Raw genomic sequence first — 20,866 nt, 5'->3', positions numbered from 1 at the left:
TTCAGGCCCCGGCACCGTGCCGGCCGGCACCCGCGGCGAACCGGGCCGCCCCGGACGCCGCATCGGCGGCCAGCGACTCCATCCCGTACGTCAGCTCGGTCGCCAGCGCCGCCGGCTCCGGCAGCGCCGCCGTGGCCAGCACCGCGGCCCGATCGTTGCGCAGACAGGTCTGCGGGTGCCCGGCGAGCTCGGCGGCCAGCTGCTCGGCTGCGGCCCGAGCCGTACCGGGGGCGACCAGCCGGTTCACCAGACCCATCGCGTACGCCTCGGGTGCCGACACCGGACGGCCGGTGAGGATCAGGTCCATCGCCCGGCTCTCGCCGATCAGTCGGGGCAGCCGGAACGTCCCACCGTCGATCAGCGGTACGCCCCAGCGCCGGCAGAAGACGCCGAGCACCGCGTCGTCCTCGGCAACCCGCAGGTCACACCAGAGCGCCAGCTCCAGCCCGCCCGCCACCGCGTACCCGGAGATCGCCGCGACCACCGGCTTGGACAGCGTCATCCGGGTCGGGCCCATCGGGCCGTCCCCATCCGGTGCGACCCGGTTGCCGTTGGGGGTGCCGATCGCCTTCAGGTCTGCACCGGAGCAGAACGTGTCGCCCGCACCGCAGAGCACCGCCACCGCCGCGTCCGGGTCGGCCTCGAAGGCGCGGAACGCGTCGGCCAGCGCCCGCGCAGTCGGACCGTCCACGGCGTTCCGCGCCTGCGGCCGATCCAGGATCACTGTGGTCACCATCGCGGACCGTTCGACGCGTACGCCCATCGGGACAGCATGGCCCCGGCGGTGTCCGGCACGCCAGTGTCGAAACCCGACCTTGGCGTGCAGGTTGGCATCGTCCCTGGATATCGGATTAGATTACTCGACGACGTGATCATGCGAGGTGCCCGATGGACCTGTACGACGTCATCCACCGCCGCCGGGACGTGCGGGCTCAGTTCACCGGGGCGCCGGTGCCCGCCGAGACCCTGGACCGGGTGCTCGCCGCCGCCCACGCGGCACCGAGCGTCGGATACTCGCAACCATGGGACTTCGTCCTGGTCCGCGACCCGAAGCTACGCCGCGCCTTTCACGAGCACGTCAGCGCCGAGCGAGAGGTCTTCGCCGCGACGCTGACCGGGGAGGCGGCCGAGAGGTTCGCCCGCATCAAGATCGACGGGGTGCTGGAGTCCAGCCTGTCGATCGTGGTGACCTATGACCCGGCCCGAGGTGGCCCGGCGGTACTCGGCCGGCACGCCATCGCCGACACCGGGCTCTACTCGGCCTGCCTGGCCATCCAGAACCTCTGGCTCGCCGCGACCGCCGAGGAGCTCGGCGTCGGCTGGGTGTCGTTCTACCGGGAGCAGTGGCTCGCCGAGCTGCTCCGGATCCCGGCCGGGATCCGTCCGGTGGCCTGGCTCTGCCTCGGCCCGGTCACCCACTTCGAGGCGGTACCCGACCTGGCCCGGCACGGCTGGCGGAGCAAGCGCCCGCTGGCCGAGGCCGTGCACACCGACGGCTGGGGCGACGTGCCGGCGTAGGGGCCGGGGACGGTCGTAGAGGCGGGGACAGCCGTGGGGGCGGGGCCAGCCGTAGGCCGGAGTCAGTCCCGTCGGTGTCGGCCAGCCGGCAGTTCCCACTGCCGTTGACTGCTCGGCAGCGCCGGCCGGTCGGTCCCGGTGCGCGCGGTCGCCGGGCGTCGGCGCAGGCCGAGCACCGCGCCGATCTGCGCGCCGACGATACTCGACACGGCGAGGACCGCCGAGACGGCGAGCGGCCGATTCACCCGGTTCGGACCGCCGGGACCGGCCGCACCCACGGCCACGATCGGCACCTCTGCCGCTGGGTCCGCAGCGGTCTGGTCGGCAGCGGCCTGGCCCGAAGCGGCCTGGCCCGAGGCTGCCGTGTCCGCCGGGGACGCCTCCGAGACCGCCGATCCCGAAACAGCAGCATCTGAAACAGCCGGCTCCCCAGACGACGACGGCGTTGACTGCTCAGCCGGCGCGGGTGGCCGGGGTGGGGTCGGCCGGGCGACCAGCCGTCCGGTGGCGTGGGGGCCGGGGCCGCGGTCGTGGGCCTCGGCGGGCAGCCGCAGCAGCTGACCCGGGTGGATGCGGTCCGGGTCGGCCAGCCGGTTCAGCATGGCCAGGCTCTGGTAGTCCGCGAATCCGTCCAGGTACCGCGCGGCGATCGATCCGAGGTAGTCGCCCTGGGCCACCCGATAGACCGGTGCCCGCTCCGGCTCGTCAGTCGGCGCGGCGGTAGGCGCGGCCGAGGAAGGTGACGCGGCGGCTGCCGTGGGTGTTGCTGAGCCCGCCGCCGCCGTGGATGCGGCTGGGCCGGCCACCGTCGCCGTGGGTGCTGTCGGGCCCACCGCCGCCACCGCCGTGGGTGCTGTCGGGGCCGCCACCGCTGCTGCGCTGGCCGCCACGGGACTCGCCGCCAAGATCAATGCGACGGAACCGACCAGCGCGGCGGCGGCCCGCTGCTGCCGGCCCATCCCCGGCAACCGGGGGGCGGGGCGACGGACGGCGAGGGCGCCCAACTCGACCAGCACCGAGAGGGCGAACGTGGCCCAGCCCGCCCAGCCGACCACCGCCAGCGCCCGGATGAAGAGCTGGCCGTCGTCGCGGCTGGTCAACACAGTGCCGATCTCACCAAGTGTCGGCACCTGCGCCGGCAGGGGGTTACCGGCGAACGCGAACAGCGCCACCGGGGCGCCGACCAGCAGCACACCGAGCAGGGCGAGCGCACCGATCCCGGTGAGCACCCGGCCAAGGAGACGAGCCGATGTGGACATGGCAGCCTTCCTTCCTACGGTCCGCCGGTCAGCGCCCGAGCGGTCGCCTCCCCGGTGACGTTGACGGTGTCGTCGAAGCCGGCGAGGCCGAGCAGCGACCTCTCGTAGGTGACGGTGACCTGCACCCGAACCACGGTCTCCCCGTCAACCACCGGAAAGCTGACGGTGTGTGCGCTGGCACCGGCGGCGGCCAGGTACTCGGCTACCGCCCGTCGCGCCTGCGGCTCGTCGATCCGCTTCGGCCCTCCCTCGATCGCGGTGGCCAGGTCGATCGACTGCCCCCCGGCGCGGGCGGCTTCGCTGGCGAGGTTGTCGGCTCGTTGCAGCGCGCGAAGCTGCCCAGCCCCGTCGAAGGCGAGCGCCACCACGGTGAGAATGCCCAGGGCGGCGATGGCCAGGAAGACACTGACCCGGCCCGAATCGTCCCGGTCCGAGGCGGTACGGCACGTCGGCACGGCGGTCACCCTCTGCTCCGGTAACGGTCCAGCGGCGAGGTGAAGCTGGCCGACACCCGACGACTGTTCGGCACTCCCGGAATGGTGTCCAGCCGCAGGTCGGACAGGTCAACGGTGCAGGAGAGGCGAACGGTCACCGAGGCCTGCTGGCCGATCGGGCTCCGGAACGCGGCGGCGAAGCTGGCCGCCTGACCGTTGACGGTGCCGCTGAGGTCGACCGTCGGCGTACTCGTGCAGTTCAGACCGCGCCAGTCGAGCTGCCGGACGGCCGCCTCCCGGGCCCGCTCACCGGCGGTGTCCGCGTCGCGGGAGATGGAGGCGGCGCGGGCGGCGTCGTGCGCCGCCGCCTCGACGGCCTCGGCCGCGACCGCGGTACGCCCGGCGACACCGGCGAGCACCATCAGCCCGATGAAGGCCGGCGCGAGGATCGCCGCCTCGACGGAGACCGACCCGCGGTCGCGTTGCGGGTCGCCGCGTCGGTCACGGATCACGGCTCCGTCCACCGTTCCACCGTCCCGTGTGCGCTCTCGCGGATCGGGAAGTCGACGCCGGGTACGACGGAGAGCGAACGGCCCTGGACGGTGCAGGTCACGTCGGCCGCGTCGGTCTGGCAGCCCGGCCCCGGGGAGTCCCAGTCGACCAGCCAGCCGCCGGCCGCGGTGAGAAAGCGTCGCGCCCGGTCCGCGCCCGCGTCCGGCGGGGCGTTGAGCACCCGCTGCGCGTTGACCCCGCTCTGCGCGGCGTGCAACGCCGTGGATCGGGCGATGAAGACAGCGGCCACCTGGATCGCCCCGAAGAGCAGCACGAAGATCACCGGCATCACCACCGCCAGCTCCACCGGGTTGGCGCCCCGGTCCGTACCGCCGAGCCGTCGGCGCAGGGCGAGGTAGGCCCGTCGCACACGCATCGGATCAGGGCGCGGTTGGGATGGCGTTCATCCAGTCCTCCGCCCGGGCGGCGACGAGCGCCGTGACAGTGATCGCGGCGGCCACCAAACCAAAGATGATCACGGCGGTGGGGACGGGGCTGTCCCCCCGCTCGCGGTCGGAGCGCAGCTCGGCCAGGCGCACGGCCAGCGCGACCTGTAGGTAGGTGAACAGGGGCATGGCGGGCTCCTTTGACGGACGGTCTCGTCAGAGACGGGCGAAAAACGGGTAGGTGGCAAAACCAAGCAGGACGAAGACGAGCAGGGCACCCGGGATGTCCAGTCGGCCGGTAACCCCCTCTGCTCGCGCCAGGTTGTCGGTGCGGATCTGGTCGCGCAGCGAGTCGGCCCGGCTGCGCAGTGTCTCGTGCACCTGCGCGCCCTCGCTGCCCGAGGAGCGCATGATCGCGCCGACGTCGCCGAGCTCGGGAATGCCGATCCGGTCGGCGAGGTCCCGCAGCTCGTCCCAGGGCGAGTGCATCTGGAGCTGGGCCAGGCGCAGCGACTCCCGGATCCGGTCGAAGACCCAGCCGTCGCAGACCTCCGCCGCCCGCTCCAGCGACTGCACCGGCCCGTGCGCGGCGGAGAGCTGCAACGCCACCAGATCCAGGTACGTGCAGACGGCGGCGCGGAACTCGCCGCGGGCCGCCTCCGCCTTGGTCAGCACCGCGCGGTGCGCGAGCCACGCGCAGATCAGCGCCAGGCCGAGGCTGCCCAGCACCGGTACGGCCACCGGCAGCCCGACGCCCGTGGCGGCGAAGGTGACGCTGAGCAGGGTCGGCGAGGCGAGTCCGATCAACGCGGAGAGCAGCAACGACAGGGCGTACTGCTCGGGGGTGCGGCCGAGCAGGGCGAGCTGTTGGTGCGGGGGACGCAGCCACCGGGTGAACCCGGTCAGCCACTCCAGCCGCTGGCCGGCGGGCCCGGCCGGGTGCGCCGCTCCCGGCGGCTGGTGCAGCCGCCGCAGCGCGGGACCGAGCGCCGGGGTCGCCGGAAGGAGTTCCTGGACCACCAGGAACACCCCGAGCCCGACCAGCGCCCCGGCGGTCACCGCGATGGTCAACAGCCAGTCCGTCACGTCAGCACCTCCTGCGGCTCGGGCGCCGGCAGGAAGCGGGCCGGCCGCTGCGGCTGACTCATCGCCCGGACCCAGGCCAGCAGAACGATGAAGGACACCCCGAGCACCGCCATCACGAGCTGCCCGGTCGGGGTGCCGTACGGGCGGATGTAGTTGGTGTTCAGCAGCCCGTACGCGAGCACCGCCAGGGTCATGCCGGTGAGGAAGCGGACCGCGAACCGAGGCTGGGTACGTTTGGCCTCGATCTCCCGCCGGGTGGCGACCTCGGCGCTGGCGGCTGCGGCGATCGAGCCGAGTACGTCGCCGAGGCGCTCCCCCCGATCGGTCAGGTGCAGAATCAACGCCGCCACCACCTGGTCGCAGACCGGGTCGGCGATCTCGTCGGCGAAGGCCAGCAGGGCGGGCCGGGCCAGCCAGCCGGCCTGGAGGCGGGCGGCGAGCAGCCGTACCTCCTCCTGGATCTCCTCCGGCGCGGTGGCGACGGTGCCGGTGATCGCGGCCTGCAGACCCTGCCCGGTGGCCGAGATGTCCTTGAGTCGTCGGGTCCACTCACCGACCGCCTCGATCCGGGCGATGGCCCGTTGCTCGGCCCGGCCCACCGAGAAGAGCCAGGGTGTGCCGGGAACCGCGACGGCGACCAGCAGGCCGACCACCGGGAGCCCGGTCAGCAGGAAGCCCAGCGCGCCCGCGAACACCGCGCCGACCAGGAGCAGCTGGTGGAAGCGGCGCTCCCGCGCCGTGGTGCCGAAGCCAAGCCGGTTGATCCCGCGCCGGGCTCCGGGGCCCGGACCGGGTGGACGGCGGGTGCCGACGATCGCGACGACGGCCAGCAGCAGCCCGGCCACACAGGCGGCGCCGGAGAGCACCGCGATGAGTTCGATGTCAACCGCCGCGTTCATCGTGGGGCCAGCCGTGTCTGCCGAGGGCGTCGCCACGCGCCGCTGCCCGCCTCGATCCACCGGCTCAGCAGTCGGGTGTCGTAGCCGACCCGCAGGAGCTGCGCGCGGATCCGCTCCGGTAGGTGCCGGGGCACCGCCCGCCCGTCCGGGCCGGGCCCGAAGACCGTGGTGGTGGTGATCCGGTCACTGTCGCCGACACCGATCACCTCCTCGATGTGGGAGACGAATCGGTGCTTGCGACCGCCGATCGCGGTCTCGTCCTCGATGGTGACGTAGACGATCAGGTCGAGGGCGTTGCCGGCCATCCGGCGGGCCTGCTCCACGGTCATCTCCCGACCGTGCGCCAGGGCCAGCTCGATGATCCGGTCGCCGACGCCAGCCGGGGTGCGGGCGTGGATCGTGCACATCGAGCCGCGGCTGGTGGTCATCGCCTGGAGCATCGGCACGATCTCCCGGGAGCGGACCTCGCCGACGATGATCCGCAGGACGCCCATCCGCAGCGACACCGGGATGAGATCGGCGATGCTGACCTCACCGGCCGGGCGGCCGTCCGGCCCGCGTTCGCCATGCCCCTCGCGGGCTTCGAAGCTCATCACCGCCCGGTGTCGGTCGCCGCGGCGGGCCGGTAGCAGCTCCCGGCTCTCCTCCAGCAGCACGTACGGCTCATCGGTCGGGATCTCGTTCATCAGGGCCCGGATGACGGTCGTCTTACCCGCCCCGGCCAGGCCGGCGACCATGATGTTCAGGCCGGCGCGCAGGGCGGCGCGGAGGAAGTCGCGCAGCAGCGGGTCGAGCATCTCGTCCAGGTCGTTCCGGCCGCCGGCGAGGTCGTCCAGCCCCACATCGAGCGTGTGGTGTTTGCGGATCACCGCGTAGGGGCGGTGGCTGACCAGGAACACCGCGGCGAGCCGGCTGCCGTCGGGCAACTGCAGGTCGAGGGTGGGCTTGGAGGTGGAGAGCGAGCGTTCGGTGGCGCCCGCCCGCCGGGCCGCCGCCTGCAGGATCTCCACCAACTCCTCGTCGCTGTCGGCGATCGGATCGATCCAGTCGACCCCGCCGCCGCGCCGGGTGACGCGCACCTGGTCGCAGCCGAGGATGTGCACCTCTTCGATGCTCTCGTCCACCAGCAGGGTCTGGAGCCGGCCGAGCCCGGCCAACTCGGCGGTCACCTGGTCGAGCAGGAGCCGTTCCTCGTCGGCGGTGAGCGGGGTGCCGGCCCGACGGACCGCGTCGGCGTAGGCGGAGACGACCGCGACCGCCAGCCGGGCGCGCTCGGTGTCTTCGGCGTCGGGGTCGAACTCCCGGCCGCGCTGCCAGTGGGTGAGCCGTTCGCTGAGCTCCCGGCGCAGCTCCCGGACGACCTGGAAGTCGACCCGGGGGCGGGGCGGTGGCTCCGGCCGGGCAGCGGCGGGCCCCGGCTGCCGGCCGTTCGGCGGGGCCAGCGGGGGCGCGGTCGAGGTGGCGGTCGGGGGGTGCCGCCGGGGGTCGGCGGAGACGGGTTCAAATCGCATTCGACGCCTCCTGCGTCACAGCGCCGGCGCCCTCGTGGCCCGCCACCGGCCAGGCCAGGCGGGCCCGCCGCCGGTCCAGCAGCGTCCCGATCGGCACCTCCAACTCGCTGGCGGCACGCAGCAGCGGCCGGCCGACCCGCACGGTCCCACCGAGGGTCAACACCTCGGCGGTACGCGGGTCGTGCGGTAGCCGCGCGACGACCGGCACCTGCAACGCCTTGCTGATCTCGCCGCGCCCGTGCCCGTCGCCGACCAGCAGCAGCCGCAGCGTGCCCGGGGCGACCCGGTGCTCGGTGAAGTCCCGCTGGATCGCCCGGACCAGCGCGCGGGTGGCCGAGACCTCGGGCAGCCGCGCCCGGGTGACCACCAGCACCACCGAGGCGGCGCGCAGGAGCGGCCAGGGCGGGCCGGGTACGTGCAGGCGGCCACAGTCGACGAGGACGTCGTACGGCGGGTCGCCACGGTCGAGTTCGGTGAAGAAGTCGGCGAACCGCTGCCAGAGCGGGGTGACGCTACCGGCCTGGGCGGGGTCGACCACGCCGGGCAGCAGCAGCCGCTCCCGTTTCGGCGCGTCCAGATCGACCAGCTGCGACCAGAACGCCGCCTCCAGGTTGCCGTCCCGCAGCTCCCCGACGGCCAGCTCGCCGATGCCCCGGGGACCGTCGAGCGTGCCACCGAGGTAGCCGGCGAGCAGGGATCCGCCCGCCGGGTCGCACTCGGCGAGTACCAGCCGCCGGTGCCAGGTCAGGGCACAGGCCAGCGCCGAGGTGGTGACCCCCGGCGAGCCCTTCGCGGCGACCAGCGCGATGATCGCCATGCTCAGGCCGCCTCGGTGAGCACGACGGCGATCCGGTCCTGGGCCACCAGCGCCGCCACCGCCGGCACGTCCCGTACGGCGAGCGCCAGGTAGACCACCATCTCGTCGTCGTTTCCGACGATGCTGGCGTCGATCACGGTGGCCTCGAACCGGGTCGCCGTGGTGACCGACCGGTCGTCGTTGCCGGCCGGGGTGCTGACCAGCGACACCTTGTCCCCGGGGTGCAGTCGGCGGGCCGGTGCCTGGGCCAGGTCCAGGCCCACCGAGAGCTGCTGCTGGCCGGCGGCGAGCAGCGGTTTGTCGGTGAGCTGTTCCATGGTGAGCAGCGTTCCGGGGACGAGCGACACCTTCGCCCGCTTCCCGAGAACATCGCCCTGCTGCCCGGCCGGCACCGGGGAGAGCCCCGCCCCACCGGCGACCTGCACGGTCACCAGGTCGTCGGCGCTGACCACGCGGCCGACCTCGACCGGTCGGGCCACCGCCAGGTAGCTGCCGGTGGCGCGGACCGCGTTGACGGCGAAGGCCGAACCGAGGCCGCCGAGGGCGATCAGGAGGACCGCGAGGCCGAGCAGGCCGGGGCGCATCCGGCGCTGCCGGAGCACCTTGGGCGGGGTGATCGGGGCGTCGGCTGTCGCCGCCGCGTTGCTGGTCGCGAGGCTCACTGGGTTACCACCTGAAGCTCATCGATCTCGATCGTCACGGTGCCGCTGGTCCGGGTGACCTCGAAGCTGTCGCTCTCGCCGCCGCCGCTCCAGCTCACCGTCCAGTGCGTGGTCGCCTGGATCTGGTACGTGCCGGCCTCCGGGTAGCCACTGTGGTAGCCGCAGTCCGGGGAGCGCTTTCCGGCCAGTGGGCTATCCGACTCGTACGCCGTTCCGGCCCCGGAGCAGGTCACCGTGGTGCCGTTGCCCATGTCCCAGCTCACCCGGGTGACTTCCGCCGCGATCTGAACGGTCAACCCCCGGTCGCTGGCGGAGGCCTGCTGCGGGCCGAAATAGTGGCGGGGCTGGCCGGATCCGGCCGTGCTGGCCCACATCCACACCGGCAGGCCGACCAGCCCGGAGCCGATGTGCCGGCGGGGGGCGACGGCCACCCGCGGCGGGAGCAGGTCGATCGAGGCGAGCGCCGCCCGGGCCAGTTCCGCCGGGTCGGGCGGGGTGCCGAAGCCGGGCGGCGGGGCGTCGAGCAGCTCCGTCCGCTGCGAACCGAGGTCGCCCCCGTTGCAGGTCAGCACATACCAGTCGAAGCCGTCCGGGGTACCCTCGGGCCGGGGCTCGATCAGCTTGTAGTAGCAGCCGTCGCCGTTGTGGAACCAGCCGAGCACCTCGTCGTAGCAGGGGATGACCTCGCCGTCCCACCGGCACGTCGCGCCGCCACCGCCACCGCCGTCACCGGGGCCACCATCTCCCGGGCCACCGCCGTCACCGGGCTCGTCGTCCCAGACCTCGCAGGTGGTCTGCGAGGGTGGGCAGATCACATCCGGCGGATCGGCGGCCGACGCGGCGGCAACGGGCGGCACGGCGACAACGGCCGGTGCGGCGGTGGCTGGAACAGCGACAACGGGCAGCGCAGCGGCGGCCGGTGCCGCGGCGGCGGCCAGGCTGGTGATGATCAGCGCTGCCAGCCCGGTGGAGATCAGCGCCGGCAGCGGGGTGCGCCGAGATCGGGCGGCCCGGGTCAGCATGGCTGGTCCTCATGGGAGGCGCCGGTGTTGATCAGCCAGCGGCCGTCCGGGTATCGGGCTGCGGTCACGGTGGCCAGATGCCGGGTGCTCTCGCTACCGGGCACGACCCGCTCGTCTTCCGCGTAGACCAGCCGCCAGTCAGTCGCGTCCAGGCAGTCCTGGATCTCGACGGTGGCCGGGACACCCGCGAGGTCCACGGCGGTCACGACGGGGTCCGAACGGAGGGTGCCGATGCGGATGGCGCCGTGCTCTTTGGCGGTGCGGATGGTGAACCGAACCCGCGTCAACAACGGGTCGGCCAGGTAGGTGGTGAGTTCCGGGTGGTGTGGGTCGCTGTCGCCACTCGCTTCCTGCGTCACAGCGAGATATCCGGAATAGGCGGCGAGCGCGGCTTTCCGAGCATTTCGCTCGGCTACTCCCCCCGATGTCGGGGCAGGTTGATCAATTACGCCCACCGCCTCGACCGGCGCTTCCCGGCCGGTACCGCAGCCGGCCACGGCACCCCACAGCGCGCCCACCATCAGGTACGCCGACACGCCCCTGAGCATCCTTCCTCGCACTGTCCCGACCCTCCTCGTCGACCTCCACCGGGCGGTCACTCCCCGGTGAATCCGGACATGCGGAAGCGCGGCCAGATGCTGCCATCCGGGCCCCAGACAAGGCATCCGCATTTACCGTTACCGACTTGTAAGAAAGATGACTCCCACCCCGCCCGCAGTTTCTTGATCGAATGGTTGCAGGGTTGCATTGCACTCAATGGGCGAGCATAGGCTGACGACAGCCGATGCAACAGGGGCAATTCAGGTGAACACGCTAAGTAATGGGAGGTGGTGGGGCGTGGAGCCCTCGGGTCAGGTCAGTCGAGACCGAAGAGCCGCCCAACAACTACTTTCCGTGTTCAGTCGATGGAGTTCGACATGACGGTGACGGGTTCCCGCCGTGCCTCACCCCGCTCACTGCTGGCCGCGCTCGCGGTCACCCCGGTGCTCCGGCTCGCCGCCGTACGGCACTCCGTACCGGTGGGGGTCACGGCCCGGCTCGGCTGCGACGCCTGTGGCGCCCCGATCAGCCTGACCCAGCCGGGGCCGGCGATCGGGCCGCGCGCCCGGTGCAGCGGGTGCGGCGCGCGGATCGGCCCCCCACCCGGCACGGTGGAGGTCGCCGCGCTCGCCGCCGGCCTGACGCTGCTGTTGGCCGGGGGGCCCGTCCTCGAGCTGGCCGCGGCGGCCTGGTGGCTCGGCTGGGCGGTGCCGCTCGCCTTCGTTGACGCCGCGGTGCACCGGCTGCCGGACCGCCTCACCGGCCCCGCCACGCTCGGCACCTGGCTACTGCTCGGACTGGCCGCGACCCTCGACACCGGGTACGCCCCCTGGCTGCGCGCCACCGCCGCCGGGCTCGGCCTGGGCCTGCTCTTCGCCACCAGCACCCTCCTGCTCGGCCGGCGGGGCTTCGGGCTCGGCGACGCGAAGCTCGCGGTGGGGGTGGGTCTGCTCCTGGGCTGGCACGGCTGGCCGTTTCTGGTGCTCGGGCTGCTGCTCGCCTTCACCCTCGCCGCCGTGACCGCCCTGGCGCTGCTCGCCACCGGGCGGGCCCGCTGGTCCAGCCACCTGCCCTTCGGCCCGTTCCTCCTGCTCGCCACCCCGGCCACGCTGCTGCTCACCGGGTAACGGGAGAGTGCCGGGCCGCACCACTGACCCCCGGTCTGGGCTCGGGGCCGCCCCACTGGGCCCCCGGTATGGGCCCGGGGCCAGGTTCGACAACGCGGTCAGGGCGCTACCAGGACGACGAAGCTCCCGTCCTCTGAACTGCTGGTACTCCGCGGAGCCCAGGAAGCGCGGCACGATCTCCGCGTAAGCCCGCCCGAACTCCAGGGTAAGCACGTCAACCCGGTCAACGAATCGCATCGCCGCCCCCTCCCCACACACCACATCCGCATCGCTGGCGTTGGTCGGCGCGTAAAAGATTGAAAACTCGCCGACCGTGCCGGGGAGTCGCCCCGCCGGAGCCAGGCCCCGCCAGAACAGGCGCAGCTCATCGACTTTGAGACCGGTCTCCTCGTAGAGCTCCCGATGGGCCGCTGCCAGTGGATCCTCGCCCGGATCCAGGTGACCACCAGGTAGGGACCATCGGTGCGGATCCACCCGGGTGTTGCCGTCCCGAAGCTGCAACAACAACCGACCCTGAGGATCGACCAAGATCACACCTGCGATTCGTACGTCCACTCGCACCGCCATGTGCGCAGCCTATTTCAACTGAGGATCAGTTTCTCCCGTTAGCGGGCTACCAGGGCGACAACGCCGATAGCGTTTTCGTACATTCCAACATCGGCGACCATGGTTGACGCCAAAACTGGTGTCCGAACACGACACAAGGCTTGAGAAAATACGAAGAACCGCCTATATTAACACCCACGCCGACCATGACGGTGGCTGCCTCGAATGCGCCCCACGCGGCAAGGCCGCCGCCGTCTCCCATGACCGGTTGGGAGGCAGCGCACATGCGGAGGTCTACCTGCGCGGTGATGAGGTGAGCCGCGTCCTCCCGTTCATCGCGGGCGGCGCTCTCCTCGGTGCCGTCGCCGGGCTCTCCTTCGGCCTGGGAAACTACACGGCCGCATGGATCGTCTGGCTCCTGTACTTCGGGGTGGTCGAGGTGACGGCGGTGCTGAACAGTCGCGACGGTGACACCCTGTCCGAGCACGTCTGGTTGTGGTTCGGTACGCAGCGCCGCAAGCCCGGCGAGCCGGCCCGGAAGGTCACGGGTTGGGTGTGGCTGCGGCGGTTCGCGCTACTGGCGTTCGTGAGCTGGCTCGCCCTTCATTTCCTCACCGGGGGCCTCGTCTGAACTCCACCGCTCTCATCGCAGACGTCAATGGTTCCGGCGATACCCTGTGTCGTTGCGGAGCCGGCGACGTCGATGTTCTCTTTTACCGTCATGGGTGTGCCGCACAGTGGCCCGGGCTCTTCGCCGCACCGCAACGCCTGGTCGGCCGCGTCCGCAGCGGCCAGTGCCTGCTCGTCGAGTACGGCGGTGAGGGCGTTCACGACGGGATTGATCTCGTCAATCCCGTCGCAGATGTGCCTGCACCACCTCGCGGCTGGAAGCCTGGCCCGTTCTGATCTGCCGCACCACGTCGGCGCCTGGGCAGGGTCCGGCCATCGACGGCCTGTCCGGGCCGGAGTTCGGGAGCTTCTCACCGCGTTCCAGGTCAACCAGGGATTCGGCGTGAATGGGCTGCGGGGCGGTAGGTGTGCGGAGGTCGCCCAGTGGACCCGTCCTTACCGGCGAGCGGTGGAACGGGGCCCCTCGTGAATCCGAGTAGCACGGGTCGCTACCCGGTGCAGCCGGGAACGTTGACGCAGTTGTTCGGCCGATTCTTGATCACAACAGCCCGCACACGGCCTGAACCACGCAAACCCACGAGTCAACCAAACCCGGGGCAGTCCCAGGCCGTCGAGTAGGTCGGTCGGGGTAGCCCTGACTGGAAGTGCTGACATGAACCACGACAGCCTACGCCGTCGGCTGATCTGCCAACGGCGAAACATCTGCCTGGCCGGGATCGACGATCGCTATAGTCCGGCTTCATGACGTCCATCACGACGAGAACGGTCGAGTACCCTGCCGACGGCCTGACGATGATCGGGCACCTCGCTCTGCCCGTCGGCGTCGACCGCCGACCAGCGGTCCTGATGGGACCTGAGGGGCCGGGGCTCAACGACTTTCAGCGCCGCCGGGCCGACGCCCTCGCGGAGTTGGGGTACGTGGCGCTGGCCTTCGACATTCATGGCGGACGTTGGTTCACCGACCCCCAGGAGATGCTGGCGCGCCTGACTCCGCTGCTCGCTGACCCCGACCGGATGCGGGGCATCGGCCACGCGGCGCTTGACGTGCTGCGCGCCGAACCACGGACCGACCCGGACCGGATCGCCGCCATCGGCTACGGCATCGGGGGAGCCATCGTGCTGGAACTCGGCCGCGACGCCGCCAATCTGCGCGGAATCGGAACGATTAACGCAATGACCACAGGCCGGCCGGGCGAGGCGGCGCACATTCGCTGCCCGGTGTGGGCCGGGGTCGGGTCGGAAGACCCGATCGTATCGCCGGCCCAACGGGACGCGTTCACCGCCGAGATGCAGGCCGCGGAGATCGATTGGCGCCTCGTTGTCTACGGCGGCGCCCTGCACGCCTTCCACCACCCACCGCTGGGGGCCGACCAGACTCTGCTCCCCGGCGTCGGCTACCACCAGCGGCACGCGCAGCGGGCCTGGCTCGACATCGTGGCCCTGCTGGCGGAGTGCCTGCAAGCACCGGAGGACGTTGGCCTGCGTCACTAGCGCTACCAAGGCCTCTGTCGAAGTCGGCGGTGGTGCCTTAGCCTCGGTCTTTCACGACTGTTGTGATCTTGAGGGTTGGGAAGGGTCTGCAGAGACGGCGAAGTGCCTTGCCGCGTAAGGGAAACTGACCGGTGTCGAGTCGTTCAGAGTCCACGCGCGGAAGGCACCTCGTAGGTGCAGAGTACCGATTGGTCCAGAGGATTGTCCGTCGAGGTCGGTGGCCGTGGTGTGGTGTCGCACGCCGGGACGGTGTTGCTGCGGGCTCTCGCTGACAGGACTGCCTGACCGGGGCGTTGGCGCAGGCGGTGGCGCGTCGGGGTTTCACGCCGGGCAGGTACCGGGGCCGTGTCCTGGCCGATCTCGCGGTGATGATCGCTGACGGTGGTGAGGCGATCGCCGACATCGACGTGGTCCGGCATCAGGCGGACGTGTTCGGCCGGGTAGCCTCGCCGGCGACGTGCTGGCGAGCTCTCGACGAGGTCGACCCGATGCGGGTGCGGCGGATCGCCCGGGCGCGGGCGAAGGTCCGGACGCGGGTGTGGTCGTTGTTCGACCGGCTACCGGCCGCTCGTGCCGCGGGTCGGGACGTCGGGGCCGGTGTGGTGGTCCTGGACGTCGACGCGACCCTGCTGGCGGCGCACAATGAGAAGGAAGGCGCGGACAAGACCTACAAACGCACCTTCGGGGTTCCATCCTCTCCTCGTCACCTGCGACAACACCGGGAGATTCTGGCCATCCAGCTCCGGCCGGACAACGCCGGAGCGAACACCACCGCCGATCACCTGCACGTATTGACCGAGGCGTCCGCGCAGGTCCCGGCCAAGTACCGGCGGAATCTGCTGGTGCGGGCCGATTCGGCCGGCGCCACCCACGACGTGCTCGACTGGCTACACGTCCAGAACGCGAAGCGAGGCCGGACGGTCGAGACTGGCACGAGGAAGAAATGGCAGCGAAGACATAGTAAAATGCTCAACTCAACCCGTACTCGGCCTCCACAGGTAGACCACTTAGGCTGACCACCGCGACGATATTGAGCATCGCCAGCCCAAGGAAACTGATCTTCGCCGAGCTTTCTTCCCGCCGGGCTATCTGAGGGAGCCATGGCGCTCTCGCAAAGTATCAATGATGGAAACCAGGCCGCTGACCGACCGCGGGTATGGGGGAGCCGAGGGAGTCAAGGTATGCTATTTCGCCACGAAGATCAGCAATAAACACCTCAGCGAGGTCACGGCTGAGCCCGTTGCGAATCACGATTCGCTGCACCGTAAGGTCCGTGAGATTTTCAGGCATTGCGTAAGTGGGGATCTGCCATCCTTTCATACGCATGCGGTCAGATAGGTGGTACAGGTTCCAATTCTTGGTGTACCCACTCCGCAAGCACCAGGTCAGCACTGGAATATCGCTACCATCACTCCACAGCGCGAGGTGCGGCATTTTTTCGACCTCCTGAGACAAATACCGCGCGACGTCATGCATGGCGACCTGCACCCGCCGAAAGCCGTCTCGCCCTAGGCGCAGGAAGAGATAGTACTGTAATAGCACCTGGGCTCCTGGTCTGGTGAAATTCAGACCAAGCGTCGGCGTTTCGCCACCAAGGTAGTTCACCCAGAAAACTAGGTCCTCGGGCAGCGCCGCCTTGTCTCGCCAGACCACCCATCCCAGCCCGGGGTACACCAGCCCATATTTGTGTCCGGAGACATTGATTGACGCTACTCTCCGGAGCCTGAAGTCCCAGACCATGTCTGGCTGAACAAAGGGCGCCACGAACGCACCGGTAGCTCCGTCCACGTGAATTTGTACATCAAGTCCGGTCGAGTCCTCAATTTCGTCCAGCGCGGCCGCAATGTGTTCGACCGGCTCATAGATTCCGGTATACGTCACGCCAAGAATCGCGACGACCCCGATCGTGTTCTCGTCCACGTAGGATGCAAGGTCATGACCGTCCAAAGACTTATGCTCTTCACAGATTGGAACGATTCGGGGCTCCACATCCCAGTAGTTGCAAAACTTTTTCCAACACACCTGCACCGCGCTCGACATCACCAGGTTGGGGTGACTGGTCGGCTTGCCGGCACGGCGACGCGCATGCTGCCAACGACGTTTGAGCGCTAACCCCCCCAGCATGCACGCTTCCGAGGAACCGGTCGTGGACGCACCGATAGTGCTTCGCGGGTCCCGCGCATGCCAGAGATCTGCCAGCATGACCAAACATCGCCTTTCTATGGCACTGGTTGCCTGATACTCGTCCTTGTCGATCAGATTCCTGTCGAAGGTTTCCCCGAACAGTTTTTCGGCATGATCGTCCATCCACGTGCCCACAAATGTCGCCAAATTAAGTCGAGCATTTCCGTCGATGGCCACTTCGTCGTGCACGATCTGGTATGCGGTCTCGGGCAAAGTGGCGGCGTCCGGAATCGAGAACCGGGTAAGCTCCGTCGACTCGCCTGGACGGGCGAACATCGGATTCAGCAGAAGTGATTCCGAACCAAATACGTTGAAATCTTGGTGCATGTCTGGCATTTACACTCCTAGGGCTTGCCAGCGACCAGGGGCTACGAATTGCCAGACAGCGTTCCCGGCGGCAAAGGCTCGTCGGGAACACCCTACGCCCGCATCGCGTCCCCGCACCGGCAATAGCATCAGCTTCACCCGAGGAGCCGGAGCGTCGGCATCGTCCTGGTCAACAAGCACCCTGCCGGCAGCGTCGGCGTCCGGCCCAACAACACCACGGCACCGGCGCAGCCCCAGTGGCGATTGACCACGGCCGCCGCTCCGGATCGGTTGTCGACACCGTGGCGGCACAGCGAGGGGCCCGCGTGTCTTCACGGCCGGTCCCGCTCGCCGGGCCAACACGGGCATAACGGGGTACGGCGCCAGTCAGCTCGAGTCGTCGGGCTTGTGTGAGAGCGCGTTTGGGATCAGGTTTGGTCGGGCGTGTCGCACAGTGGGCCCGATCGATGAGGGTGGCCCAATCGACCGACAAGCATTGATCGAGTGCGGCGCTTGCCGCCCGAGGGGCGGAGGGTGTGGGATTCGAACCCACGAAGACATCACTGCCTTACCGGTTTTCAAGACCAGCGCCATCGGCCACTAGGCGAACCCTCCCGGCGCGCCACCCCACGGGCGACGACCGTGCCCAGTCTGCCACGCCGGCCCCGCCGATGGGCAAGCACGCCCACCCACATGCCGTCCACAGTGCGTGTTAGCAGTACGGGCTCCCGGGCACGGACCGGCTTCGGGTAGACAGGAAGCATGCACGCGATCACGATCCAGGAGTTCGGCGGGCCAGAGGCGTTGGTCTGGACCGAGGTGCCCGATCCGGTGCCCGGCCCCGGCGAGGTGATCGTTGACATACGGGCCAGCGCGGTCAACCGGGCCGACGTGCTGCAACGGAAGGGCCACTATCCGCCGCCCCCGGGTGCGCCCCCGTACCCCGGTCTGGAGTGCTCCGGGGTGATCAGCGCGGTCGCCGATGACGTGTCCGGTTGGGCGGTGGGTCAGCCGGTCTGTGCGCTGTTGGCCGGCGGCGGGTACGCGGAGCGGGTGGCGGTGCCGGCCGGCCAGCTGCTGCCGCTGCCCGACGGCGTGGACCTGGTGGAGGCGGCGGCGCTGCCGGAGGTGGCCTGCACGGTCTGGTCGAACGTGGTGCAGCGGGCAAAGCTGGCCGCCGGGGAGACGCTGCTGGTGCACGGCGGCGGCAGTGGGATCGGCACCTTCGCGATCCAGCTCGGCTCAGCCCTCGGGGCGACGGTGCTGGTGACCGCGCGGTTGGCCAAGCACGACCGGCTGCGGGCCCTCGGCGCCGCCCACCTGATCGACTATCGGGAGCAGGACTTCGCCGCGGAAGTTCGGCGGTTCACCGGTGGCCGGGGCGCGGACGTGATCCTCGACATCATGGGCGCGGCCTACCTGGGGCGAAACGTCTCCGCGCTCGCCACCGACGGCCGGCTGATGCTGATCGGCCTGTTGGGCGGCCGGAAGGGGGAGCTGGACCTCGGTGCGCTGCTGGCGAAGCGGGCGACGGTGGCCGCGACCACCCTGCGTTCCCTCCCGCTGGGCCAGAAGGCGGAGATCGTCGAGGGCGTACGCGAGCAGGTGTGGCCACTGGTCGCGGCCGGCAAGGTCCGCCCGGTCGTGGACCGCCGACTGCCGATCACCGACGCGGCCGAGGCCCACCGTCTCGTCGAGTCGAACGAGCACGTCGGCAAGGTGCTGCTGACCGTCGGCTAGCGCGGCACCGCCAGGCGTGCCCCGGGGCCCTCGTCGGCCACCTGGTCGCCCGGGTTGCTGAGGGTGCAGCGGCGCAACGACAGGCATCCGCAGCCGATGCACCCCTCGAGGTCGTCCCGGAGCCGGGTGAGGAGCGTGATCTTCTCGTCCAGCCGGTCGCGCCACAGCTTGGAGAGCTGGGTCCAGTCCTCCGGGGTCGGGGTCCGGGCGGCCGGCAGGGATTCGAGTGCCTCGCGGATCTCGTCCAGCGAGATGCCGACCTGTTGGGAGATCCGGATGAACGCCACCCGGCGTAGTTCACTGCGCGCGTACCGGCGCTGGTTGCCACCGGTACGGTCTGCTCGGAGCAGCCCCATCCGCTCGTAGTAGCGCAGCGCGGACGACGCCACCCCGCTGCGCGCGGAGAGCTGGCCGATGGTCAATGACTCCTGCATCACGTCACCTTGAGCTGAAGTGGGCTTCAAGTTGCAGGCTAGCCGCATGACAGCCACCACGACCACCGCCACGATCGCCGCGGCCGCCGCGCCGATCGACGGCCGACAGCCGGTCGCCCCGCTGCTGGAGCGGATCCGGGCCGGCCGGGAGTTCGGCACGAACGTCTACTCCACCATCAACGTGCTCCAGGTGCTCTACCACCGCGTCCTGCGGGTTGACCCGACGGCCGTTGACGACCCGGACCGGGACCGGTTCCTGCTCTCCAAGGGGCACGCGGTCGCCGGGTACTACGCGGTGCTCGCCGCCGCGGAGTTCTTCCCCGCCGACTGGCTCGACGACCAGGGTGGGCCGGCGAGCCGGCTCGGCGACCACCCCGACCGGATGCTCGTGCCCGGAGTGGAGATCGGCTCCGGATCGCTCGGCCACGGCCTCGGCCTCGGCGTCGGAACCGCGCTCGGGCTACGGGCCCAGGGCCGGCTCGAACCCCGGGTGTACGTGCTGCTCGGCGATGCCGAACTGGACGAGGGTTCCAACCACGAGGCGATCACCTACGCCGGGACAACCGGCCTGGCCAACCTCACCGCGATCGTGATCGACAACGCCTCCGCCACCCACGGCTGGCCGGGCGGACCGGCAGCCCGGTTCACCGTGGACGGCTGGACCGCGACGACGGTTGACGGAACCGACCACGACGCCCTGCACACCGCCCTGACCGGGCATGACGGCAACCGGCCCCACGTCGTCGTGGCGGTCGTCGACCCCAAGGAGGACTAATGCGCGACACCTTCGTCGACACCACCACCGCGCTGCTCGCCGACGACCCGCGTACCGCGCTGGTGCTGGCCGACATCTCCGCCGCCCTCTTCGCCCCGGCGGCGGCCCGGCACCCGGACCGGGTCCTGAACGTCGGGATCCGGGAACAACTGATGGTCGGGGTGGCCGGCGGGCTGGCGTTGACCGGCCTGCGGCCGATCGTGCACACCTATGCGCCGTTCCTGGTCGAGCGGGCGTACGAGCAGCTCAAGCTCGACCTGGACCACCAGGATGCGCGCGCGGTGCTGGTCAGCGTGGGCGCCTCGTACGACCGGGCGGCGGCGGGCCGGACCCACCTGTCGCCGGCGGATGTCTCGCTGATCGACACGCTGCACGGCTGGACGGTGCACGTGCCCGGCCACCCCGGCGAGGTGGCGCCGCTGCTGCGGACGGCGGTAGCCGCAGATACCTCGGCGTACCTGCGGCTCTCGGTGCTCAGCAACGAGCGGCCGTTGGGCGGCGAGGGAGCGTTGCAGGTGGTGCGGGACGCCGGACCGGGAGCACCCCTGGTGGTGGCCGTCGGGCCGACCCTGGACGCGGCCACCGCAGCACTGGCCGACCTGCCCGTCACGGTGGCGTACACCAACCGGCCGCGGCCATTCGACACCGCCGGGCTCCGCGATCGGGCCGGCACTGACGTGATCCTGGTCGAGCCCTACCTCGCCGGGACTTCCAGCCGGGTGGTCTCGGCGGCGCTGGCGGACCGCCCACACCGGCTACTGGCGATCGGCGTCGGGCGCGAGGAGCTCCGGCGGTACGGCTCGGCCGACGACCACACCCACTGGCACGGCCTGGACGCGTCGGGGCTGCGGCGATCGGTGCTGGACTTCGTCTCACCGGCGCTGCGCTGACCTTCCGGCGCCGGACTGGCCTTTCGGCGCGGCGGTCAACGGGGGCGCTCGGCAGGG

General features: G+C 70.7%; 23 protein-coding genes, 1 tRNA gene and 2 pseudogenes. 8 read left to right on the top strand and 18 right to left on the bottom strand.

The genetic code is table 11. From position 1 onward, the window contains the following. Nucleotide 1 precedes the first annotated feature (1 nt). Nucleotides 2-763: a crotonase/enoyl-CoA hydratase family protein gene (locus tag SALPAC6_RS0119650; protein ID WP_018255058.1), complete on the bottom strand. Its 762-nt coding sequence runs from the start codon at nucleotides 761-763 to the stop codon at nucleotides 2-4. A gap of 125 nt (nucleotides 764-888) precedes the next feature. Here SALPAC6_RS0119650 and bluB point away from each other — a divergent pair, with 125 nt between their 5' ends. Beyond that, complete coding sequence (gene bluB, locus SALPAC6_RS0119645) at nucleotides 889-1,518, top strand: 5,6-dimethylbenzimidazole synthase (protein WP_018255057.1); 630 nt, start codon at nucleotides 889-891, stop codon at nucleotides 1,516-1,518. Between the two features lie 62 nt (nucleotides 1,519-1,580). Here bluB and SALPAC6_RS0119640 read toward each other — a convergent pair whose 3' ends face one another. The 12 genes from SALPAC6_RS0119640 to SALPAC6_RS0119585 are packed head-to-tail and all read right to left on the bottom strand — an operon-like array spanning nucleotide 1,581 to nucleotide 10,682. Beyond that, the gene (locus SALPAC6_RS0119640; RefSeq protein WP_018255056.1) at nucleotides 1,581-2,777 is read right to left on the bottom strand and encodes a LysM peptidoglycan-binding domain-containing protein; all 1,197 of its coding nucleotides are present in this window, start codon (nucleotides 2,775-2,777) and stop codon (nucleotides 1,581-1,583) included. A gap of 14 nt (nucleotides 2,778-2,791) precedes the next feature. Continuing rightward, complete coding sequence (locus tag SALPAC6_RS0119635) at nucleotides 2,792-3,241, bottom strand: pilus assembly protein TadG-related protein (protein ID WP_018255055.1); 450 nt, start codon at nucleotides 3,239-3,241, stop codon at nucleotides 2,792-2,794. Next, nucleotides 3,238-3,735: a TadE/TadG family type IV pilus assembly protein gene (locus tag SALPAC6_RS0119630; RefSeq protein WP_018255054.1), complete on the bottom strand. Its 498-nt coding sequence runs from the start codon at nucleotides 3,733-3,735 to the stop codon at nucleotides 3,238-3,240. The genes SALPAC6_RS0119635 and SALPAC6_RS0119630 overlap by 4 nt, the downstream gene beginning before the upstream one ends. After that, on the bottom strand, nucleotides 3,720-4,139 hold the full coding sequence (locus tag SALPAC6_RS0119625; RefSeq protein WP_018255053.1) for a TadE family protein: 420 nt from the start codon (nucleotides 4,137-4,139) through the stop codon (nucleotides 3,720-3,722). The genes SALPAC6_RS0119630 and SALPAC6_RS0119625 overlap by 16 nt, the downstream gene beginning before the upstream one ends. A gap of 4 nt (nucleotides 4,140-4,143) precedes the next feature. Next, complete coding sequence (locus SALPAC6_RS0119620) at nucleotides 4,144-4,338, bottom strand: hypothetical protein (RefSeq protein WP_018255052.1); 195 nt, start codon at nucleotides 4,336-4,338, stop codon at nucleotides 4,144-4,146. A 27-nt stretch (nucleotides 4,339-4,365) separates the two neighbouring features. Then, nucleotides 4,366-5,235, bottom strand: a complete 870-nt coding sequence (locus tag SALPAC6_RS0119615; protein WP_018255051.1) for a type II secretion system F family protein — start codon at nucleotides 5,233-5,235, stop codon at nucleotides 4,366-4,368. Further along, entirely contained in the window at nucleotides 5,232-6,134 is a 903-nt protein-coding gene (locus tag SALPAC6_RS0119610) for a type II secretion system F family protein (RefSeq protein ID WP_050563510.1), read from the bottom strand. The genes SALPAC6_RS0119615 and SALPAC6_RS0119610 overlap by 4 nt, the downstream gene beginning before the upstream one ends. After that, nucleotides 6,131-7,645 (bottom strand): CpaF family protein, encoded by a 1,515-nt coding sequence (locus SALPAC6_RS0119605; RefSeq protein WP_018255049.1) that lies wholly within the window; start codon nucleotides 7,643-7,645, stop codon nucleotides 6,131-6,133. Before SALPAC6_RS0119605 ends, SALPAC6_RS0119610 begins: the two co-directional genes overlap by 4 nt. Further along, nucleotides 7,635-8,462, bottom strand: a complete 828-nt coding sequence (locus SALPAC6_RS0119600) for a P-loop NTPase family protein (RefSeq protein ID WP_018255048.1) — start codon at nucleotides 8,460-8,462, stop codon at nucleotides 7,635-7,637. The genes SALPAC6_RS0119605 and SALPAC6_RS0119600 overlap by 11 nt, the downstream gene beginning before the upstream one ends. A 2-nt stretch (nucleotides 8,463-8,464) precedes the next feature. Continuing rightward, the gene (locus SALPAC6_RS0119595; RefSeq protein WP_018255047.1) at nucleotides 8,465-9,124 is read right to left on the bottom strand and encodes an SAF domain-containing protein; all 660 of its coding nucleotides are present in this window, start codon (nucleotides 9,122-9,124) and stop codon (nucleotides 8,465-8,467) included. Beyond that, nucleotides 9,121-10,146, bottom strand: coding sequence for a hypothetical protein (locus SALPAC6_RS0119590; RefSeq protein WP_018255046.1), 1,026 nt, complete (start codon nucleotides 10,144-10,146; stop codon nucleotides 9,121-9,123). Before SALPAC6_RS0119590 ends, SALPAC6_RS0119595 begins: the two co-directional genes overlap by 4 nt. After that, nucleotides 10,140-10,682 carry a hypothetical protein gene (locus SALPAC6_RS0119585; RefSeq protein ID WP_018255045.1) on the bottom strand — a complete coding sequence of 181 codons (543 nt, stop codon included), beginning with the start codon at nucleotides 10,680-10,682 and terminating at the stop codon, nucleotides 10,140-10,142. Before SALPAC6_RS0119585 ends, SALPAC6_RS0119590 begins: the two co-directional genes overlap by 7 nt. A 369-nt stretch (nucleotides 10,683-11,051) precedes the next feature. Here SALPAC6_RS0119585 and SALPAC6_RS0119580 point away from each other — a divergent pair, with 369 nt between their 5' ends. Then, a complete protein-coding gene (locus tag SALPAC6_RS0119580) occupies nucleotides 11,052-11,813 on the top strand; it encodes a prepilin peptidase (RefSeq protein ID WP_018255044.1) in 762 nt (253 codons plus the stop codon). 138 nt (nucleotides 11,814-11,951) lie between these two features. Here the strand turns inward: SALPAC6_RS0119580 and SALPAC6_RS28135 are convergent. Next, nucleotides 11,952-12,380, bottom strand: a pseudogene (locus tag SALPAC6_RS28135) (NUDIX domain-containing protein); the annotation flags it as partial. Between the two features lie 292 nt (nucleotides 12,381-12,672). On the opposite strand from SALPAC6_RS28135, the gene SALPAC6_RS0119570 reads away from it, so the two are divergent. Continuing rightward, entirely contained in the window at nucleotides 12,673-12,990 is a 318-nt protein-coding gene (locus SALPAC6_RS0119570) for a hypothetical protein (protein WP_018255043.1), read from the top strand. Between the two features lie 23 nt (nucleotides 12,991-13,013). Here SALPAC6_RS0119570 and SALPAC6_RS28130 read toward each other — a convergent pair. Next, nucleotides 13,014-13,305: pseudogene (locus SALPAC6_RS28130) on the bottom strand (amidase family protein); the annotation flags it as partial. 425 nt (nucleotides 13,306-13,730) lie between these two features. Between SALPAC6_RS28130 and SALPAC6_RS0119560 the strand changes: the two are divergent. Then, nucleotides 13,731-14,480 carry a dienelactone hydrolase family protein gene (locus tag SALPAC6_RS0119560; protein WP_018255042.1) on the top strand — a complete coding sequence of 250 codons (750 nt, stop codon included), beginning with the start codon at nucleotides 13,731-13,733 and terminating at the stop codon, nucleotides 14,478-14,480. A 368-nt stretch (nucleotides 14,481-14,848) separates the two neighbouring features. Next, nucleotides 14,849-15,496 (top strand): transposase, encoded by a 648-nt coding sequence (locus SALPAC6_RS26310; RefSeq protein ID WP_263404762.1) that lies wholly within the window; start codon nucleotides 14,849-14,851, stop codon nucleotides 15,494-15,496. Between the two features lie 103 nt (nucleotides 15,497-15,599). Here SALPAC6_RS26310 and SALPAC6_RS0119550 read toward each other — a convergent pair whose 3' ends face one another. Beyond that, nucleotides 15,600-16,940, bottom strand: a complete 1,341-nt coding sequence (locus SALPAC6_RS0119550; protein ID WP_018255041.1) for a glutamate decarboxylase — start codon at nucleotides 16,938-16,940, stop codon at nucleotides 15,600-15,602. Nucleotides 16,941-17,498: 558 nt separating this feature from the next. Beyond that, nucleotides 17,499-17,585, bottom strand: a tRNA-Ser gene (locus SALPAC6_RS0119545). 147 nt (nucleotides 17,586-17,732) lie between these two features. On the opposite strand from SALPAC6_RS0119545, the gene SALPAC6_RS0119540 reads away from it, so the two are divergent. After that, a complete protein-coding gene (locus SALPAC6_RS0119540) occupies nucleotides 17,733-18,710 on the top strand; it encodes an NAD(P)H-quinone oxidoreductase (RefSeq protein ID WP_018255040.1) in 978 nt (325 codons plus the stop codon). Here SALPAC6_RS0119540 and soxR read toward each other — a convergent pair. Then, nucleotides 18,707-19,144, bottom strand: a complete 438-nt coding sequence (soxR, locus tag SALPAC6_RS0119535; protein ID WP_018255039.1) for a redox-sensitive transcriptional activator SoxR — start codon at nucleotides 19,142-19,144, stop codon at nucleotides 18,707-18,709. The genes SALPAC6_RS0119540 and soxR overlap by 4 nt on opposite strands. Nucleotides 19,145-19,190: 46 nt before the next feature. Here soxR and SALPAC6_RS0119530 point away from each other — a divergent pair, with 46 nt between their 5' ends. After that, the gene (locus SALPAC6_RS0119530; protein ID WP_026189863.1) at nucleotides 19,191-19,919 is read left to right on the top strand and encodes a hypothetical protein; all 729 of its coding nucleotides are present in this window, start codon (nucleotides 19,191-19,193) and stop codon (nucleotides 19,917-19,919) included. Next, entirely contained in the window at nucleotides 19,919-20,809 is an 891-nt protein-coding gene (locus SALPAC6_RS0119525) for a transketolase family protein (protein ID WP_018255037.1), read from the top strand. Before SALPAC6_RS0119530 ends, SALPAC6_RS0119525 begins: the two co-directional genes overlap by 1 nt. The last annotated feature ends 57 nt before the right edge of the window (nucleotides 20,810-20,866 follow it).

Origin of the sequence: Salinispora mooreana, assembly GCF_000379065.1 — a bacterium.
In the GTDB taxonomy this organism is placed as follows: domain Bacteria; phylum Actinomycetota; class Actinomycetes; order Mycobacteriales; family Micromonosporaceae; genus Micromonospora; species Micromonospora mooreana.
This window is presented reverse-complemented; position numbering and strand designations above follow the sequence as displayed.

What these genes read in the sequence shown, in the direction of transcription:
- SALPAC6_RS0119650 (WP_018255058.1), bottom strand. Translation starts at nt 763, where the DNA reads ATGGGCGTACGCGTCGAACGGTCCGCGATGGTGACCACAGTGATCCTG.
- bluB (WP_018255057.1), top strand. Translation starts at nt 889, where the DNA reads ATGGACCTGTACGACGTCATCCACCGCCGCCGGGACGTGCGGGCTCAG.
- SALPAC6_RS0119640 (WP_018255056.1), bottom strand. Translation starts at nt 2,777, where the DNA reads ATGTCCACATCGGCTCGTCTCCTTGGCCGGGTGCTCACCGGGATCGGT.
- SALPAC6_RS0119625 (WP_018255053.1), bottom strand. Translation starts at nt 4,139, where the DNA reads ATGCGTGTGCGACGGGCCTACCTCGCCCTGCGCCGACGGCTCGGCGGT.
- SALPAC6_RS0119620 (WP_018255052.1), bottom strand. Translation starts at nt 4,338, where the DNA reads ATGCCCCTGTTCACCTACCTACAGGTCGCGCTGGCCGTGCGCCTGGCC.
- SALPAC6_RS0119610 (WP_050563510.1), bottom strand. Translation starts at nt 6,134, where the DNA reads ATGAACGCGGCGGTTGACATCGAACTCATCGCGGTGCTCTCCGGCGCC.
- SALPAC6_RS0119605 (WP_018255049.1), bottom strand. Translation starts at nt 7,645, where the DNA reads ATGCGATTTGAACCCGTCTCCGCCGACCCCCGGCGGCACCCCCCGACC.
- SALPAC6_RS0119600 (WP_018255048.1), bottom strand. Translation starts at nt 8,462, where the DNA reads ATGGCGATCATCGCGCTGGTCGCCGCGAAGGGCTCGCCGGGGGTCACC.
- SALPAC6_RS0119590 (WP_018255046.1), bottom strand. Translation starts at nt 10,146, where the DNA reads ATGCTGACCCGGGCCGCCCGATCTCGGCGCACCCCGCTGCCGGCGCTG.
- SALPAC6_RS0119580 (WP_018255044.1), top strand. Translation starts at nt 11,052, where the DNA reads ATGGAGTTCGACATGACGGTGACGGGTTCCCGCCGTGCCTCACCCCGC.
- SALPAC6_RS0119560 (WP_018255042.1), top strand. Translation starts at nt 13,731, where the DNA reads ATGACGTCCATCACGACGAGAACGGTCGAGTACCCTGCCGACGGCCTG.
- SALPAC6_RS26310 (WP_263404762.1), top strand. Translation starts at nt 14,849, where the DNA reads ATGATCGCTGACGGTGGTGAGGCGATCGCCGACATCGACGTGGTCCGG.
- SALPAC6_RS0119550 (WP_018255041.1), bottom strand. Translation starts at nt 16,940, where the DNA reads ATGTTCGCCCGTCCAGGCGAGTCGACGGAGCTTACCCGGTTCTCGATT.
- SALPAC6_RS0119540 (WP_018255040.1), top strand. Translation starts at nt 17,733, where the DNA reads ATGCACGCGATCACGATCCAGGAGTTCGGCGGGCCAGAGGCGTTGGTC.
- soxR (WP_018255039.1), bottom strand. Translation starts at nt 19,144, where the DNA reads ATGCAGGAGTCATTGACCATCGGCCAGCTCTCCGCGCGCAGCGGGGTG.
- SALPAC6_RS0119530 (WP_026189863.1), top strand. Translation starts at nt 19,191, where the DNA reads ATGACAGCCACCACGACCACCGCCACGATCGCCGCGGCCGCCGCGCCG.
- SALPAC6_RS0119525 (WP_018255037.1), top strand. Translation starts at nt 19,919, where the DNA reads ATGCGCGACACCTTCGTCGACACCACCACCGCGCTGCTCGCCGACGAC.